General features: G+C 71.0%; 15 protein-coding genes and 1 pseudogene. 7 read left to right on the forward strand and 9 right to left on the reverse strand.

The features are described from left to right. Nucleotides 1-16: 16 nt before the first annotated feature. From ACFW47_RS02000 to ACFW47_RS02015, 4 genes are all read right to left on the reverse strand, one after another. Nucleotides 17-592, reverse strand: coding sequence for a TerD family protein (locus tag ACFW47_RS02000; RefSeq protein WP_386279112.1), 576 nt, complete (start codon nucleotides 590-592; stop codon nucleotides 17-19). Between the two features lie 111 nt (nucleotides 593-703). Beyond that, entirely contained in the window at nucleotides 704-1,279 is a 576-nt protein-coding gene (locus ACFW47_RS02005) for a calcium homeostasis/redox stress adaptation protein (protein WP_219177445.1), read from the reverse strand. 153 nt (nucleotides 1,280-1,432) lie between these two features. Further along, nucleotides 1,433-1,891, reverse strand: a complete 459-nt coding sequence (locus ACFW47_RS02010) for a peroxiredoxin (RefSeq protein WP_386279110.1) — start codon at nucleotides 1,889-1,891, stop codon at nucleotides 1,433-1,435. A 123-nt stretch (nucleotides 1,892-2,014) separates the two neighbouring features. Next, nucleotides 2,015-2,452 (reverse strand): DUF3052 domain-containing protein, encoded by a 438-nt coding sequence (locus ACFW47_RS02015; protein ID WP_386279108.1) that lies wholly within the window; start codon nucleotides 2,450-2,452, stop codon nucleotides 2,015-2,017. 412 nt (nucleotides 2,453-2,864) lie between these two features. Here ACFW47_RS02015 and aceE point away from each other — a divergent pair, with 412 nt between their 5' ends. After that, nucleotides 2,865-5,621, forward strand: coding sequence for a pyruvate dehydrogenase (acetyl-transferring), homodimeric type (gene aceE / locus ACFW47_RS02020; RefSeq protein ID WP_386304400.1), 2,757 nt, complete (start codon nucleotides 2,865-2,867; stop codon nucleotides 5,619-5,621). A 79-nt stretch (nucleotides 5,622-5,700) separates the two neighbouring features. Further along, nucleotides 5,701-6,561: a potassium channel family protein gene (locus ACFW47_RS02025; protein WP_386279103.1), complete on the forward strand. Its 861-nt coding sequence runs from the start codon at nucleotides 5,701-5,703 to the stop codon at nucleotides 6,559-6,561. Here ACFW47_RS02025 and ACFW47_RS02030 read toward each other — a convergent pair. After that, nucleotides 6,546-6,854, reverse strand: coding sequence for a small hydrophobic protein (locus tag ACFW47_RS02030; RefSeq protein ID WP_386279472.1), 309 nt, complete (start codon nucleotides 6,852-6,854; stop codon nucleotides 6,546-6,548). The two genes, ACFW47_RS02025 and ACFW47_RS02030, sit on opposite strands and share 16 nt — an antisense overlap. A gap of 230 nt (nucleotides 6,855-7,084) precedes the next feature. After that, on the reverse strand, nucleotides 7,085-8,701 hold the full coding sequence (locus ACFW47_RS02035) for an MFS transporter (protein WP_386304402.1): 1,617 nt from the start codon (nucleotides 8,699-8,701) through the stop codon (nucleotides 7,085-7,087). Between the two features lie 155 nt (nucleotides 8,702-8,856). On the opposite strand from ACFW47_RS02035, the gene ACFW47_RS02040 reads away from it, so the two are divergent. From ACFW47_RS02040 to ACFW47_RS02050, 3 genes are all read left to right on the forward strand, one after another. Further along, nucleotides 8,857-9,534, forward strand: a complete 678-nt coding sequence (locus tag ACFW47_RS02040; protein WP_386304404.1) for a TetR family transcriptional regulator — start codon at nucleotides 8,857-8,859, stop codon at nucleotides 9,532-9,534. 83 nt (nucleotides 9,535-9,617) lie between these two features. Then, nucleotides 9,618-10,826 (forward strand): alpha/beta hydrolase, encoded by a 1,209-nt coding sequence (locus tag ACFW47_RS02045; protein WP_386279097.1) that lies wholly within the window; start codon nucleotides 9,618-9,620, stop codon nucleotides 10,824-10,826. A gap of 75 nt (nucleotides 10,827-10,901) precedes the next feature. Further along, nucleotides 10,902-11,771: a DUF4429 domain-containing protein gene (locus ACFW47_RS02050; RefSeq protein WP_386304407.1), complete on the forward strand. Its 870-nt coding sequence runs from the start codon at nucleotides 10,902-10,904 to the stop codon at nucleotides 11,769-11,771. A gap of 109 nt (nucleotides 11,772-11,880) precedes the next feature. Here ACFW47_RS02050 and ACFW47_RS02055 read toward each other — a convergent pair whose 3' ends face one another. Together ACFW47_RS02055 and ACFW47_RS02060 are read right to left on the reverse strand one after the other, a co-directional pair. After that, entirely contained in the window at nucleotides 11,881-12,897 is a 1,017-nt protein-coding gene (locus ACFW47_RS02055; protein ID WP_386304409.1) for an aldo/keto reductase, read from the reverse strand. Next, nucleotides 12,894-13,379, reverse strand: a complete 486-nt coding sequence (locus ACFW47_RS02060; protein ID WP_386279091.1) for a MerR family transcriptional regulator — start codon at nucleotides 13,377-13,379, stop codon at nucleotides 12,894-12,896. Before ACFW47_RS02060 ends, ACFW47_RS02055 begins: the two co-directional genes overlap by 4 nt. A 76-nt stretch (nucleotides 13,380-13,455) precedes the next feature. Here ACFW47_RS02060 and ACFW47_RS02065 point away from each other — a divergent pair. Both ACFW47_RS02065 and ACFW47_RS02070 read left to right on the forward strand, forming a co-directional pair. Then, nucleotides 13,456-13,590: pseudogene (locus ACFW47_RS02065) on the forward strand (GNAT family N-acetyltransferase); the annotation flags it as partial. A 39-nt stretch (nucleotides 13,591-13,629) separates the two neighbouring features. Beyond that, nucleotides 13,630-14,451, forward strand: coding sequence for a serine hydrolase domain-containing protein (locus ACFW47_RS02070; protein ID WP_386304411.1), 822 nt, complete (start codon nucleotides 13,630-13,632; stop codon nucleotides 14,449-14,451). Nucleotides 14,452-14,642: 191 nt separating this feature from the next. Here ACFW47_RS02070 and ACFW47_RS02075 read toward each other — a convergent pair whose 3' ends face one another. Beyond that, the gene (locus ACFW47_RS02075) at nucleotides 14,643-15,305 is read right to left on the reverse strand and encodes a pirin family protein (RefSeq protein ID WP_386304818.1); all 663 of its coding nucleotides are present in this window, start codon (nucleotides 15,303-15,305) and stop codon (nucleotides 14,643-14,645) included. Nucleotides 15,306-15,356 lie beyond the last annotated feature (51 nt).

The raw sequence follows: 15,356 nt of genomic DNA on the forward strand, positions 1-15,356 counted from the left end.
CGCGCCGTACGCGGCTTTACGAAACGTTGACTCCGAAGTCTAGGGCGATGCCCCGAAGCCCCGACGCGTACCCCTGCCCGACCGCTCGGAACTTCCACTCGCCCTGGTAGCGGTAGAGCTCGCCGAAGATCATCGCGGTCTCCGTGGAGGCGTCCTCGCTGAGGTCGTAACGGGCGAGTTCCTGGCCGTCGGCCTGGTTGACCACGCGGATGAACGCGTTGCTGACCTGGCCGAAGGTCTGGCCGCGCTCGTCGGCCATGTGGATCGACACCGGAAAGACGATCTTGTCGCACCGGTCGGGCACCGTCGAGAGGTCGACGATCACCGACTCGTCGTCACCGTCGCCCTCGCCGGTGAGGTTGTCGCCGGTGTGCTCGATGGAGCCGTCCGGGCTCTTGAGCTGGTTGTAGAAGACGAACCACTCGTCGCCGAGTACCCGGCCGCTGCTGCACGCCAGCGCACTGGCGTCGAGGTCGAAGGGTGCTCCGGTGGTGGAGCGCGCGTCCCAGCCGAGTCCGACCAGTACCTGTGTGAGGTTCGGTGCGGCCTTGGACAGGGAGACGTTGCCTCCCTTGGCAAGCGTGACGCCCATGTTGCTGTCCCTCCCCGGGTGATGGTTCCTGGTGTTCCTGCGCGTCCGGCGCCGCACGTAAACCGTGCGGCGCCGGACGGTCGGGGCGCTGGCCCCGGCGGTTCAGGTCGCTCAGACGTTGACGCCGAAGTCCTGGGCGATGCCGCGCAGGCCGGAGGCGTAGCCCTGGCCGATGGCGCGGAACTTCCACTCGGCGCCGTGCCGGTACAGCTCGCCGAAGACCATGGCGGTCTCCGTGGAGGCGTCCTCACTGAGGTCGTAGCGGGCGATCTCGGCGCCGCCGGCCTGGTTGACGACGCGGATGAACGCGTTGCGGACCTGGCCGAAGGACTGCTGGCGGTTCTCGGCGTCGTAGATCGACACCGGGAAGGTGATCTTCTCGACGTCGGCGGGGACGGCGGCGAGGTCGATCTTGATCTGCTCGTCGTCGCCCTCGCCCTCACCGGTGAGGTTGTCACCGGTGTGCTCGACCGAGCCGTCCGGGCTCTTCAGGTTGTTGAAGAAGATGAAGTGCGCGTCGCTGGCGACCTTGCCGCCGCTGTTCAGCAGCAGCGCGCTGGCGTCGAGGTCGAAGTCGGTGCCGGTCGTGGTGCGGATGTCCCACCCCAGACCGACGATGACCGCGGTGAGGCCGGGGGCCTCCTTGGTCAGCGATACGTTGCCGCCCTTGCTGAGGCTGACTCCCACGAGTCCTCCATTGGTGTCCAGGGGCGGGGAGCCCCGTAGTGCGTGGATATCGGATCAACGATCCGATCCTAGTGACGGGTTCCCGCCCCCCGCAGGCCCTGCGGCCGACAAATCACAGGTGTCGGATCACAGGTGTCGGATCACAGCGTCGGATCACAGGGTGTCGAGCGCCTTCACGTACTCGTCAAGGTCGCGGGCGTCCGGCAGGCCGTTGACAACGGTCCAGCGGACGACGCCCTCCCGGTCGATGATGAAGGTGCCGCGGACGGCGCAGCCCTTGTCCTCGTCGAAGACGCCGTAGTCGCGCGAGACGTTGCCGTGCGGCCAGAAGTCGGACAGCAGGGGGTACTCCAGGCCCTCCTGCTCGGCGAAGACGCGCAGGGTGTGGATGGAGTCGTTGGAGACGGCGAGCACCTGGGCGTCGCGGTCGGAGAACCGCGGCAGGTGGTCGCGCACCTCGCACAGCTCGCCGGTGCACACGCCGGTGAAGGCGAACGGGTAGAAGAGCAGCACGACGTTCTTCTGCCCGCGGAAGTCGGACAGCCGGACGGTCGCGCCGTGGTTGTCCTTGAGTTCGAAGTCGGGGGCCTTGTCGCCGACCTGGAGCGCCATGTCCTGTTCGTCCCTTCAGAGGGTGGTTCGCTGGGACCACCCTACGCAGGGATCATCACGGACCCGCGGACGGGCCGACGGCGGCCGGCCCGTCCGGGGTCCGGTGGTGCGGAGCCCGGTCGGCTACCGCTTGGACTTGGCCGCCTTGGGCGTCGCCAGCCGGCTGCCGCTCCAGTCCTTTCCGACGCTGACGCTCTTGGACGCCGTCAGTCCGGCCGTCGTCGAGGCCTCCGAGATGTCGCTGGCCTCGACGTACCCCGGACGGCCGGTCTTCGGCGTCAGAAGGAGGATCGACCCGCCCTCTTCGATGTACGTGGTGGCATCCACCAGCGCATCCGTCAGGTCGCCGTCGTCGTCACGGAACCACAGCACGACGGCGTCGGCCACGTCCTCGTAGTCCTCGTCCACCAGCTCGCCCTCGACGGCGCCTTCGATGGCCTCGCGGAGCTCCTGGTCGACATCGTCGTCGTAGCCGATCTCCTGGACCACCTGCCCGGGCTGGAAACCCAGCCTGACGGCAGGGTTCGTCCGCTCCTCCGCGTGGTCCGCGGTCGCGCTCACGGGTTGCCTCCTGATCATGTTCGGTAGATGTCTTCAGCCACGCGCGTGCGCGAAGCTTGGCCGTAGTCCACACGGGCGGGACGGATCGCGCAAGTACCCGGCGACTGGGACCGCCGAAACGGTGACGATCCCGGCCGTGTCGCCGCAACTCCAGCCATGCCGTCCAGACCGAAGGTGACGTACACCACACCTATCTGCCCCGTTTGCGTATTTGGGAACCATGTGTGGGTACGAGACTCGAATGAACGTGCCCCCGGCCCCCGTGGGGGGACCGGTTACCCCACGGTACAGATGACGTTTCCCCCCGCGAGGTACACGATGGGGATCCGGCGGGGAATCGGCGCAGACACCAGGCAGCATCCGGCATCAGGCAGCATCCCGCAAAGTGGCCCTCTGACAGCGAAGGAACAGCGTGGCTTCCGCATCCGACCGCAGTGATCGCAGTCCGATCATCATTGGCGGCCTTCCGAGTCAGGTTCCTGACTTCGATCCCGAGGAAACGCAGGAGTGGCTCGACTCCCTCGACGCCGCCGTCGACGCGCGCGGCCGGGAGCGGGCCCGGTATCTGATGCTGCGGCTGATCGAGCGGGCCCGCGAGAAGCGCGTGGCCGTGCCCGAGATGCGCAGCACGGACTACGTCAACACCATCCCGACCAAGAGCGAGCCGTTCTTCCCCGGCAACGAGGAGATCGAGCGCAAGATCCTCAACGCCACCCGGTGGAACGCCGCCGTGATGGTCTCGCGCGCGCAGCGGCCCGGCATCGGGGTCGGCGGCCACATCGCCACCTTCGCCTCCTCGGCGTCCCTGTACGACGTGGGCTTCAACCACTTCTTCCGCGGCAAGGACGAGGGCGACGGCGGCGACCAGGTCTTCTTCCAGGGCCACGCCTCCCCGGGCATCTACGCGCGCGCCTACCTGCTGGACCGGCTCAGCGAGCAGCACCTGGACGGCTTCCGGCAGGAGAAGTCCGCGGCGCCGAACGCGCTGTCGTCGTACCCGCACCCCCGCTCGATGCCGGACTTCTGGGAGTTCCCGACGGTCTCGATGGGCCTCGGCCCGATCGGCGCGATCTACCAGGCGCGCATGAACCGCTACATGCACGCGCGCGGGATCGCGGACACGTCGAGGTCGCACGTGTGGGCATACCTGGGCGACGGCGAGATGGACGAGCCGGAGTCGCTGGGCCAGCTCTCCATCGCCGCCCGCGAGGGCCTGGACAACCTGACCTTCGTGGTCAACTGCAACCTCCAGCGCCTGGACGGCCCGGTGCGCGGCAACGGGAAGATCATCCAGGAGCTGGAGTCGGTCTTCCGGGGCGCCGGCTGGAACGTGATCAAACTGGTGTGGGACCGCACCTGGGACCCGCTGCTCGCGCAGGACCGCGACGGCGTGCTGGTCAACCGCATGAACACCACCCCGGACGGCCAGTTCCAGACCTACGCCACCGAGTCCGGCGCCTACATCCGCGAGCACTTCTTCGGCGACGACCACCGGCTGCGCGCGATGGTCGAGAACATGACCGACGACCAGATCCTGCACCTGGGGCGCGGCGGTCACGACCACCGGAAGATCTACGCGGCGTACAAGGCGGCGCTCGAGCACAAGGGCCAGCCCACCGTCATCCTCGCCAAGACGATCAAGGGCTGGACGCTGGGTCCGAACTTCGAGGGCCGCAACGCCACCCACCAGATGAAGAAGCTGACGGTCGACGACCTCAAGCGCTTCCGCGACCGGCTGCACCTGCCGATCTCCGACAAGGAGCTGGAGTCCGGCCCGCCGCCGTACTACCACCCGGGCCGGGACACGGAGGAGATGCAGTACATGCACGACCGCCGGCTCGGCCTCGGCGGCTACGTGCCGACCCGCGTCGTACGGTCGAAGCCGCTCGCCCTGCCGGACGACAAGACGTACGCGACCGTGAAGAAGGGGTCGGGTCAGCAGTCCATCGCGACGACGATGGCGTTCGTGCGACTGCTCAAGGACCTCATGCGGGACAAGGAGCTCGGTAAGCGGTTCGTGCTGATCGCGCCGGACGAGTACCGCACCTTCGGCATGGACTCGTTCTTCCCGAGTGCGAAGATCTACAACCCGCTGGGCCAGCAGTACGAGTCCGTGGACCGGGACCTGCTGCTCGCCTACAAGGAGGCGCCGAACGGGCAGATGCTGCACGACGGCATCTCGGAGGCGGGCTGCACGGCCTCGCTGATCGCGGCCGGATCGGCGTACGCCACGCATGGCGAGCCGCTCATCCCGGTCTACGTCTTCTACTCGATGTTCGGTTTCCAGCGTACCGGTGACCAGTTCTGGCAGATGGGCGACCAGCTGGCGCGCGGTTTCGTACTGGGGGCGACCGCGGGGCGTACGACGCTGACCGGTGAGGGCCTGCAGCACGCGGACGGCCACTCGCAGCTGCTCGCCTCCACCAATCCGGCGTGCGTGGCGTACGACCCGGCCTTCGGGTTCGAGATCGCGCACATCGTCAAGGACGGCCTGCGCCGCATGTACGGGGCGGACGAGCAGCACCCGCACGGCGAGGACGTCTTCTACTACCTCACCGTCTACAACGAGCCGATCCAGCACCCGGCCGAGCCCGAGAACGTGGACGTCGAGGGCATCCTCAAGGGCGTCCACCGCTTCAGCGAGGGCACGGGCGGCTCGATCCCGGCGCAGATCATGGCGTCCGGGGTCGCGGTGCCGTGGGCGGTCCAGGCCCAGCGAATCCTCGCCGAGGAGTGGAACGTACGCGCCGACGTCTGGTCGGCGACCTCCTGGAACGAGCTGCGGCGCGAGGCGGTGGCCTGCGAGGAACACAATCTGCTGCACCCCGAGGAGGAGCAGCAGGTGCCGTACGTGACGCGGAAGCTGGCCGGCGCGCAGGGGCCGTTCGTGGCCGTCTCCGACTGGATGCGGTCGGTGCCGGACCAGATCGCGCGCTGGGTGCCGGGAACGTACCAGTCGCTGGGCGCGGACGGCTGGGGCTTCGCGGACACCCGCGGGGCGGCCCGGCGGTTCTTCCACATCGACGCCGAGTCGATCGTGGTGGCGGTGCTGAGCGAGCTGGCGCGGGAGGGGAAGGTCGACCGGTCGGTGCTGAAGCAGGCGATCGACCGGTACCGGCTGCTGGACGTGGCGGCGGCCGACCCCGGCGTCGCGGGCGGAGACGCCTGACTCTCCGGCGGTCCGCGGGGCGGCGGGCTCGGGGGCGCCGCCCACCTCGCCGCCCGGGCGGGATGCCTACGATGCCGCCATGAGTACGGACGCGGACACCCGACGGCACGAGGCGCTGACGCGCTGGGAACGGCGCAGCCAGCGGCCTCTGCTGGCCCTGGCCGTGTTGTTCGCCGTCGCTTACGCGGTACCGATCGTGGACGGTTCGGCGGGCCCGGCCGTACGGCAGGCCTGCCTGGTGACCGAGTGGGCGGTGTGGGGGGCGTTCACGGCCGACTACCTGATCCGCCTGCGGCTCTCCCCCGACCGGTGGCGCTTCGTCCGCACCCACTGGCTGGACCTCTGCGCGGTGGCGCTGCCGCTGCTCCAGCCGCTGAGGCTGCTACGGCTGGTCTCCACCCTGCTCCTGGTGGGGCGGCGGGCGCGGATGGCCTCGCAGATCCGGCTGACCACGTATGTCGCCGGTTCGGTGGCCGGGCTGCTGATCTTCGGGTCCTTGGCGGTGCTGTCGGTGGAGCGCAGCGCGCCGGACGGCAATATCCGGACGCTGGGCGACGCCCTGTGGTGGTCGTTCACGACGATGACGACCGTCGGGTACGGGGACCTGGCCCCGACCACCGCGATGGGCCGGGTCCTGGCCGTCGGGCTGATGCTGTCCGGCATCGCGTTGCTCGGTGTGGTCACCGCGAACATCGCGGCGTGGTTCATCGCCCGCTTCGAGCGGGACGACGTGGAGGGCCGACGTCAGACGGAAGCGATCAGAGTCCTGACGGAAGAGGTCCGTGCGCTGCGGGCGGAGGTGGCCGAGCTGCGGCGGCCCCCCGGCGACGGCTCCGCCGCGTCCGGGGCCGGCGCCACGGGCAGCGGTCCGGACGGCAGCGAGCCCCCGGGCCACCGTCTCCGGGGGCCACTCGCCGTGCCGGGTCAGAACACGCCGTAGCCCGGTGATGCCGCTCCGGCGAGCCAGATGATCGCGAGGACCGTGTCGATCACGCCCAGGACCAGGGCGACCACGGCCGGGACCGGGCGGGATCCCGCCCGGGTACGGCCCATGGCCAGCCGGCCGCAGACGATCGCGGCGGGGCCGAGGACGATCCCCAGCACGAAGAAGCCGGCGACCGCGCAGACGAGTCCGACGACGGCGAGGGTCGCGCGATCCGGCCCGGTCCGGGACCACGTCCGGCCACGTGAGCGGGGGTGCTTGCGCGATCCGGCATTGAAGCTCGCCATCATCAACTCCCTGAACTCCTCGTGGAGTTCGGGTACCCCCGCACGGCGGCTCATGCCTGCCCGGAGCGGGCTGCCTGCGCGCTGCCCCCCTCCAGCAGCGCGCCGCAGCCTCTCGCCCTCCGTGCCCTGCGGAGGACTTGACCCACTGTGACCTGCGAGGTCCGTCGGAGGGGAGGGTTCCCCGGCCCTGTCACCCGGATAGGCGAACAGGGCCGGGGACGCACCGGAATGCCTCAGATGTGGCCCACGCCCGCACCGGCCTCCGTGTTCTCACCGCGCTTGGTGAGGAAGGCGACCAGCACGGCCACGGCGGCCACACCGGCGGCGACGAGCGACGCCAGGCTCATGCCGGAGATGAAGGTGTCGTGCGCGACGTCGGTGATCTTCGCGGCGATCTGCTCCGGGGCGCCCTCGGGCACCGGCGCGATGCCCTGCTGCACCGCCTGGGCCGTCAGCTCCTCCTGGTCCGGCATGAGCGCGGGCAGCCCCGCGTCCGTCCAGTTGCCCGCGAGGTCGCTGTCGACCTTGGACGCCATCACGGCGCCCAGCACCGCCGTGCCGAGGCTGCCGCCGATCTGCATCGCCGCCTGCTGGAGGCCGCCCGCGACGCCCGACAGCTCCATCGGGGCGTTGCCCACGATGACCTCGGTGGCGCCCACCATGACCGGCGCGAGGCCGAGACCGAGCAGCGCGAACCAGACGGACATCGCGACGCTGCCGGTGTCCTTCTCGAGCGTGGACATGCCGTACATGGCGACCGCGGTGAACACCATGCCGCCCGCGAGCGGCACGCGCGGCCCGACCTTGGTGATCATCGCGCCGGCCAGCGGCGAGGCGACGATCATCATCGCGGTGAGCGGCAGCAGGTGCAGGCCGGCGTCGATCGGGCTCATGCCGTGCACGTTCTGGAGGTAGAACGTCACGAAGAACAGACCGCCCATGAAGGCGATGGCCATCAGGACCATCAGGACGACACCCGCCGACAGCGGCACCGAGCGGAACATCGCCAGCGGGATCAGCGGCTCCCTCACCTTGGTCTCCCAGAAGGAGAAGGCGGCGAAGCCCACCACGGACACCGCGATGAACAGCCAGGTCTGCCCGGAGCCCCAGCCCCACTCGGGCGCCTTGATGAGCGCCCACACCAGGCAGAACATCGAGGCCGACAGCAGGACGATGCCGACGACGTCGAAGGAGCGCGGGGCGTTCTCGGCCCGGTGGTCGAGCAGGATCAGTACGCCGAGCACCACGGCGAGGACGCCGACCGGCACGTTGATGAAGAACACCGACTGCCAGTTGACGTGCTCGACCAGCACGCCGCCCAGGATCGGGCCGCCCGCGGTGGAGGCGCCGATGACCATGCCCCAGATACCGATGGCCATGTTGAGCTTCTCGGCCGGGAAGGTGGCCCGCAGCAGGCCGAGCGCGGCCGGCATCAGCAGGGCGCCGAACAGCCCCTGGAAGACACGGAAGACGATGACGGCGGCGATGCTGTCGGAGAGCCCGATGGCTCCCGAGGACGCGGCGAAGCCGGCCACGCCGATGAGGAAGGTCTGCCGGTGGCCGAAGCGGTCACCGAGCTTGCCCGCGGTGATCAGGGAGACCGCGAGGGCGAGGAAGTAGGCGTTGGTGATCCACTGCAGTTCGGACCAGCTGGCACCCAGGTCCTTGCCGATGGCCGGATTGGCGATGGCCACGATGGTGCCGTCGAGGGCCACCATCATGACCCCGACCGCGACGGTGATGAGGGTGACCCACGGGTGTCCGCGCAACCCCGAGGCCGGCGCCGGGCCCGACGGGGTGGACGGTCCGTCCCCCGGTCCCGTCTTGTCGATGGTGGTCTGACTAGTCATACCGGGGAGGCTAATGACAGCCGCTGACAGTTGACAAACGGTTTCACCAGTCGGTAACTGACAGGACATCTGCGGCTAGCCTGAACTGCGGAAACGACGCGAGAACGACAGCGCGGCGACACGCCGGAGCCGACCCGAGGAGCGACCCTTTGAACATGGCGGAGACGGCGCCCCCGCTGGGTCTGCGCGAGCGGAAGAAACAGCGCACCCGGGACACCCTGCTGCGCTCCGCCCTCGAGCTGTTCACGGCGCGGGGCTACGAGGCGACGACCGTGGACGACATCGCGGAGGCGGCCGAGGTCTCGCAGCGCACCTTCTTCCGCTACTTCGCCAGCAAGGAGGAGGCGGCCTTCTTCGTGTCACGGCTCGCGGAGTGGCACTTCGTCGACGCCGTACGCCGCCGGCCGCCCGAGGAGGCGCCCCTGGACGCGCTGCGCCACGCCCTCGTGGAGAGCTGGGACACCATCGGGGAGGCCGTCGAGCAGCTCGTTCCGCTGGAGCTGCACATGCGGTTCTACCGGGTGATCGAGTCGACGCCCGCCCTGCTCGCCGCCCACCTGCGGCGCGCCACCGAGCTGGAGGAGGAGATCGCCCGCGTCGTCGCCGACCGCGAACACCTCGACGTCGACGCGGACCCCCGGCCCCGCGTGGTCGTGGCCGTCTTCGGGGCGGTCATGCGGGTCACCGAACGGATCTGGTCGACGCGCGACGACGCCGGCCTCGCGGCGCTGCGCGAGCTGACCTCCGCCTACCTCGACCAGGTCGGGCCCGCCCTCGCCGGCGACTGGCGGGCCGGCCGCCGACAGGCCGGGGGGACCGGGGGCACCCCGTAGGAACCCCGTAACGGAAGACCAAAACGTGATCCGTGTCACTGCATTCACGCGAGACCGTCCCGTTCTCCTAGTGTGTCCTCCCAGTGACTTCCTTCGACACCTCCCCGCAGCTCAACGTCTGGCGCGCACTGCTCGCCCTGGCCGTGGTGTTCGTGATGCTGGCGACGACCGGGTGGACCGCCCTGCGCAACCAGCGGGGACCCACGGCACTCGAAGCGTCGGTCACGGCCTGGGAGCACGGCCGGATCGACGGACGCCGGCTGCCCGACGCGCAGTCGGCTCCCGCCCGCCTGGCCCGCTTCTTCGCCTCGCTCTCCGACTGGCAGCGCACGAGCCTGGCCCGCCGCTACCCCCTCGCCGTCGGCAACATGAACGGCGCCCCCGTGGACGTGCGCTACCTCGCCAACCGGGCGGCGCTGACCAAGGCCCGCGCGGTGGAGCGACTGCGGATGCACGACAAACGCCTGTCCCCGTCGGGGCAGCGCGAGGCGGCCCGGCGCGCACACCGCTACGACTCGTTGCTGGACCCCGACCGCCGCGTCCTCGCCTTCGACCCGGCGGGCTCGGGCAAGGTCGCCGAGGTGTTCGGGAACCTGAACCGCGCCGACCGGGTGTCCGTCGTCGTGCCCGGCGTGGACACCGAACTGCTCACCTTCCAGCGCACCGACCGCAAGTACTCGGCGCCCGCCGGCATGGCCGAGTCGCTGTACGCGGCCGAGCACGAGGCGAGCCCGGGCACGCGTACGGCCGTGATCGCCTGGGCCGACTACACCTCGCCGAGCGGCCTCGGCATGGAGGCGGCCACGGCGACCCGCGCCGCGGACGGCGCCGTCCGGCTGAACGCCCTGCTGCGGGCGCTCCCCGGCCGGGCCCCGGTCTCCCTCTTCTGCCACAGCTACGGCTCGGTGGTCTGCGGACTGGCCGCCGGCCGCCTGCCGGTCCGGGTGACCGACATAGCGGTGGCCGGCAGCCCCGGCATGCGCGTCGAGAAGGCCGCCCACCTGAACACCTCCGCCCACGTGTGGGCGATGCGGGACGCCGACGACTGGATCCAGGACGTGCCGTACATGGAGGTCGGCGGCCTCGGACACGGCGCGGACCCGGTGTCCGCGGCGTTCGGGGCACGGGTGCTGTCCGCGCGGGGCGCCCAGGGACACAGCGGCTACTTCGTGCCGGGCACGGAGAGTCTGCGGAACTTCGCGGAGATCGGCGTTGGCGCATACCGCACGGTCGCCTGCGCCGTGGAGAACGGCACATGCCGGGCGGGTTTGTCCGGAGCGATGGCCGCCTGACGCGCGTAGAGGTGCAGATACTCCGGTTTGCACGGGGAGGGGACGGAAGAGCTCGTGCCGCATACGATGAGCCGCATGGGTGACGTACTGGCCGGATTTCATGCCGCCTGGGAGTTCGAGTCCGACTCCGTGCTCATCCGCTACGAACGGGGGATTCGAACACCCAAGCTGTTCCAGGCCCTGGGGGCACGCCGTGTACCCCTGGAGGCGATCGCCGGCGTGACGCTCACGCCCGGCAGGCGCGGCACCGTCGTGCTGCGCGCCGAGCCGCGCCCGGGCGCCGACCCGCTGATGGAGGCGGCGGCCGGGCAGCTGAAGGAAGGGTGCGACCCGTACCGGCTGGTGCTGCCCGCCGAACGGGAGGTACTCGCGGAGTACTACGCCGACGAGCTGCGCGGACTGCTGACCGAGTCCGGCAAGACCGAGCGGTACCTGGTGACGGCGCCCGAGGCGCCGCTGCACTTCAAGGCGTACGACGGGAAGGCGTCCTTCGACGGCACGTCGGTCTCCTTCCGGTGGTTCTGGACCGGCGCGTCGTCGGCGAAGTGGAAGGCCGGCGACCAGACGTTCCCGGTCGCCGGCCTGGGCGGGGTGGAGTGGCGCTCCCCCGAGCTGTTCGACGGGCACCTCCGGCTGCTGCCGCGGGACGCGTCCGCCACGGCCGCCGCGCCGGCCGTTCCGCAGGCCGACCAGGATCCCGCCGCCGTCGTGTTCGGGCTCGGGTACGGGCCGGTGCACGAGTCACTGCCGTTCGCCGCGGCGGTGCTGGCGGCGGTGCGGGAGCAGGGCGCGGGCGCCCCGGTTCCCGTGCCCGTGCCGGCGCCTCGACGGGATCCGGCGGACATCGCCGAGCGGATACGGCACCTCGGGGAGCTGCATCAGGCGGGGCTGGTGACGGACGAGGAGTTCTCTTCGAAGAAGGCGGAGTTGCTGGCGGAGCTTTAGCGTCTGCGGGGTTCGGGTTCGTCGTTGGGTGCGGGTCGTATGTGGCTGGCCGCGCAGTTCCCCGCGCCCCTGGGACGTTGCGGTGCCCGGCACCCGGCCGTGGTCGCCGCTACTCCCGGCCCGCCGACGTGAACGTCATGTCCGCGTAGCGGTCGCCCGCGACCTTCCCCGCGATCGGGTCCAGCAGGGCCAGCTCGGCGTCCGTCAGGACGATGCGGGTCGCCGCCGTGTTCTCCTCCACCCGTGCCGGCTTCCGCGTGCCCGGGATCGGGACCACCGGCAGGCGGTGCACCGACGCGCGCTGCTGGGCCCAGGCCAGGGCGATCTGGCCGAGGGTGGCGCCGTGGGCCTCGGCGACCGTGCGGACCGGGTCGAGGAGGGCCGCGTTGGCCGCCGCGTTGTCGCCGGTGAAGCGGGGCTGCTGACGGCGGAAGTCGCCGTCCGTGAGGTCCTGGTGCGCGTCCGTGAAGGCACCGGTGAGGAAGCCGCGGCCGAGCGGTGAGTACGGGACGAGGGCCACGCCCAGTTCGCGGGCGGCCGGCACCACACCCGCCTCGATGTCCCGGCTGAACAGCGACCACTCCGACTGGACGGCGGCGATCGGGTGGACCGCCTGCGCCGCCCGCAGCTCGTCGCCCGTCACCTCGCTCAGCCCGAGGTGCTTGACCTTGCCCTCGCGCACGAGGCCGGCCATGACGGCGACGGTCTCCTCGATCGGCACGTTCACGTCGCGCCGGTGCATGTAGTAGAGGTCGACGACATCGATGCCGAGGCGCTGCAGGCTGCCCTCGACCGCCTGGCGGACGTACGGCGGGTCGTTGCGGATGATCCGCTTCGTCGGGTCGTCCGGCGGGATGGACAGGGCGAACTTGGTCGCGACGACGACCTCGTCGCGGTGGGCCCTGAGGAACGGCGCCAGGAACCGCTCGTTCTCGCCCGCCCCGTACGCGTCGGCCGTGTCGTACAGCGTGACGCCGAGTTCCAGCGCCCGCTCCAGGGTCGCCCGTGACGCGCCGGCGTCCGAGGGACCGTAGCCGAAGCTCATGCCCATGCAGCCCAGGCCCTGGACGCCCACCTCGGGGCCGCCGTCGCCGAGGCGCGTCGTCGGGATGGTGTGGTCGGTCATCGGGTGCTCTCCTTTTCACGGGCGCGTCCGGCGTCCCCGTAGAAGCCGATCTTCCGGTCGAGTACGGCGACGGTGTCCTGGAGTTCGGCGATCCGCGCCAGCACGTCGCGGCGCGTGGACTCCAGCAGTTCCCGCCGCTCGAGGTAGGTGCTCTCGCCCTCGCGCACCAGCTCCGCGTACCGGACCATGTCGGCGACCGGCATGCCGGTCATGCGGAGCTTGCCCACGAAGTCGAGCCAGTCCAGGTCGCGGTTGCTGTAGCGGCGCTGCCCGGTGTGCGAGCGGTCGATGTGGGACATCAGGCCGATCCGCTCGTACCAGCGCAGGGTGTGGGCCGTCAGCCCGGTGAAGGCGACGACCTCGCTGATGGTGTAGCGGTCCTGCCCGTCCGGCCGCGGGTGGCGCGGGGGCGGGGCGGAGCAGATGTCCGTGCTGGTGGAGTCCGGCGCGAGCGTCCCGGCCGTGGTCTGCATCACCGTCATGTGCCACACGCTATGACCTTGGAGTGCACTCCAAGCAAGCGCGTAAGGCGGGAAAACGGCGGGATGGGCGGGCTCTGTGCTGCGCGGCGGGCCGGCCGAGCCGGACGGCGTCTTCGCCGCGTTCGTGGTGGACCACCCGGAGCGTCCGGGGGCGCTGGCCGCCCTGGTGGCCGGCACGGACGGTCACGTCTGCAGCGTCGCCACCGACCCCTTGCTGGAGCTGAGGCTCTGAGCGCTTAGGCTCGACGTCATGTCCTTGCAGAGCCTCGCGTTGATCGAGAACTGGCCGGTTCCCTCCGCCGCGGCGGGCGTCGTGCGCGCCGACGGCACGGTGCTGGGCACCCACGGCCCGGTCTCGCACCGCTTCCCCCTCGCCTCGGTCACCAAGCCGCTCGCGGCGTACGCGGCGCTCGTGGCGTACGAGGAGGGTGCCATCGAGCTGGACGAGCCCGCCGGGCCGTCCGGGTCGACGGTCCGTCACCTCCTCGCCCACGCCTCGGGCCTGGCCTTCGACGAGCACCGGGTGACGGCCCCGCCCGGCGATCGCCGGCTGTACTCCAACGCCGGCTTCGAGCAGCTCGGCGACCACATCGCGAAGGCCGCGGACATCCCGTTCGCCGAGTACGCGCGGCAGGCGGTGCTGGAGCCGCTGGGCATGACGCACACCACTCTCGACGGCTCCCCGGCGAAGGACGGGGTGTCCACGGTCGAGGACCTGCTGCGGTTCGCCGCCGAGGTGCAGGCACCCCGACTGCTGGACCCGCGCACGGTCGCCGATGCGATGACCGTGCAGTACCCGGGCACCAAGGGCGTCCTGCCCGGCTACGGCCACCAGAACCCCAACGACTGGGGCCTCGGCTTCGAGATCCGGGACTCCAAGTCCCCGCACTGGACGGGCGCGTCGTCCTCGCCGCGCACCTTCGGGCACTTCGGCCAGTCCGGTACGTTCCTGTGGGTCGACCCGGACGCCGGGCTCGCCTGCGTGGCCCTCACCGACCGCGCGTTCGGACCGTGGGCGGTCGAGGCGTGGCCGGTGTTCACGGACGCGGTGCTGGCGGAGGCGCGCGGCTGAGGTGGGCTACTCCCTGGGCCGCCACCTGTTCTCCGACGGAGAGTCGGGAGAGTTCGACACGGACCTGGTCCGGGCGGTCCTCTCGCCCGTCGCGGCAGGGCCCGAGGGGGTGATCGACGGGGCGGCGGAGTACTGGAAGGGCGGCGGGCCCGTTCACACACCCGCTGACCTGACGCGCGGCCCCCACCGCGTCAGCGGGCCGTCATCTCCCACACCAGCAGCTCCGCGCCGGACGTCGCCCCCGCCACCGCGTCCAGCGCCCCGGCGTCCGTGACGCGGGCCGCGTCCCCCGGACCCAGCGTCTCCCCGCCCAGCACCACCTCGCCCCGCACCACGTGCACGTACGCGCACGCCCCGTCCGGCACCGCCGTCCGCTCCCCCGCCGACAGACGGCGCACGTGGAGCATCGCGCCGGCCTCCGGGACGGCGTACGGGGTGGAGTCGGCGATGCCGCGGACGATCTCGTAGGCGGGGTCGCCGCCGGGGTCGAGCGGGGCCAGCCACATCTGGACGAAGGTCAGCGGGGTGGCGCCGTCGTTGCGCTCGACGTGGCGTACGCCGGCCGCCGCGCTGAGCCGCTGGACGTCACCGGCCCGCACGACCGTCTCGCGGCCCGTGGTGTCCCGGTGGGTCAGCTCGCCCTCCACCACCCACGTGACGATCTCGGTGTGGCTGTGCGGGTGCTCGTCGAAGCCCGCGCCGGGGGCGAGGCGCTCCTCGTTGCAGGCGATCAGCGAGCCGAACCGCAGGTTGCCGGGGTCGTAGTGGGGGCCGAAGGAGAAGGCGTGCCGTGTCTCGATCCCGGCCGCCGGGTCACCGCCCTGATAGCGCTCGTCGGCGCGCCGTACGTCCATCACGCCGTCCACCGTAGCCCCGGCGACACGCGCACCCGTCCCGATAAGGCA

Source organism: Streptomyces sp. NPDC058796 (assembly GCF_042745235.1).
Taxonomy (GTDB): domain Bacteria; phylum Actinomycetota; class Actinomycetes; order Streptomycetales; family Streptomycetaceae; genus Streptomyces.

Bases quoted from the DNA above. Each gene is read 5' to 3' on its own strand.
- ACFW47_RS02000 (WP_386279112.1), bottom strand. From the start codon at position 592: ATGGGCGTCACGCTTGCCAAGGGAGGCAACGTCTCCCTGTCCAAGGCC.
- ACFW47_RS02010 (WP_386279110.1), bottom strand. From the start codon at position 1,891: ATGGCGCTCCAGGTCGGCGACAAGGCCCCCGACTTCGAACTCAAGGAC.
- ACFW47_RS02025 (WP_386279103.1), top strand. From the start codon at position 5,701: ATGAGTACGGACGCGGACACCCGACGGCACGAGGCGCTGACGCGCTGG.
- ACFW47_RS02030 (WP_386279472.1), bottom strand. From the start codon at position 6,854: ATGATGGCGAGCTTCAATGCCGGATCGCGCAAGCACCCCCGCTCACGT.
- ACFW47_RS02035 (WP_386304402.1), bottom strand. From the start codon at position 8,701: ATGACTAGTCAGACCACCATCGACAAGACGGGACCGGGGGACGGACCG.
- ACFW47_RS02040 (WP_386304404.1), top strand. From the start codon at position 8,857: ATGGCGGAGACGGCGCCCCCGCTGGGTCTGCGCGAGCGGAAGAAACAG.
- ACFW47_RS02050 (WP_386304407.1), top strand. From the start codon at position 10,902: ATGGGTGACGTACTGGCCGGATTTCATGCCGCCTGGGAGTTCGAGTCC.
- ACFW47_RS02055 (WP_386304409.1), bottom strand. From the start codon at position 12,897: ATGACCGACCACACCATCCCGACGACGCGCCTCGGCGACGGCGGCCCC.
- ACFW47_RS02060 (WP_386279091.1), bottom strand. From the start codon at position 13,379: ATGACGGTGATGCAGACCACGGCCGGGACGCTCGCGCCGGACTCCACC.
- ACFW47_RS02070 (WP_386304411.1), top strand. From the start codon at position 13,630: ATGTCCTTGCAGAGCCTCGCGTTGATCGAGAACTGGCCGGTTCCCTCC.
- ACFW47_RS02075 (WP_386304818.1), bottom strand. From the start codon at position 15,305: ATGGACGTACGGCGCGCCGACGAGCGCTATCAGGGCGGTGACCCGGCG.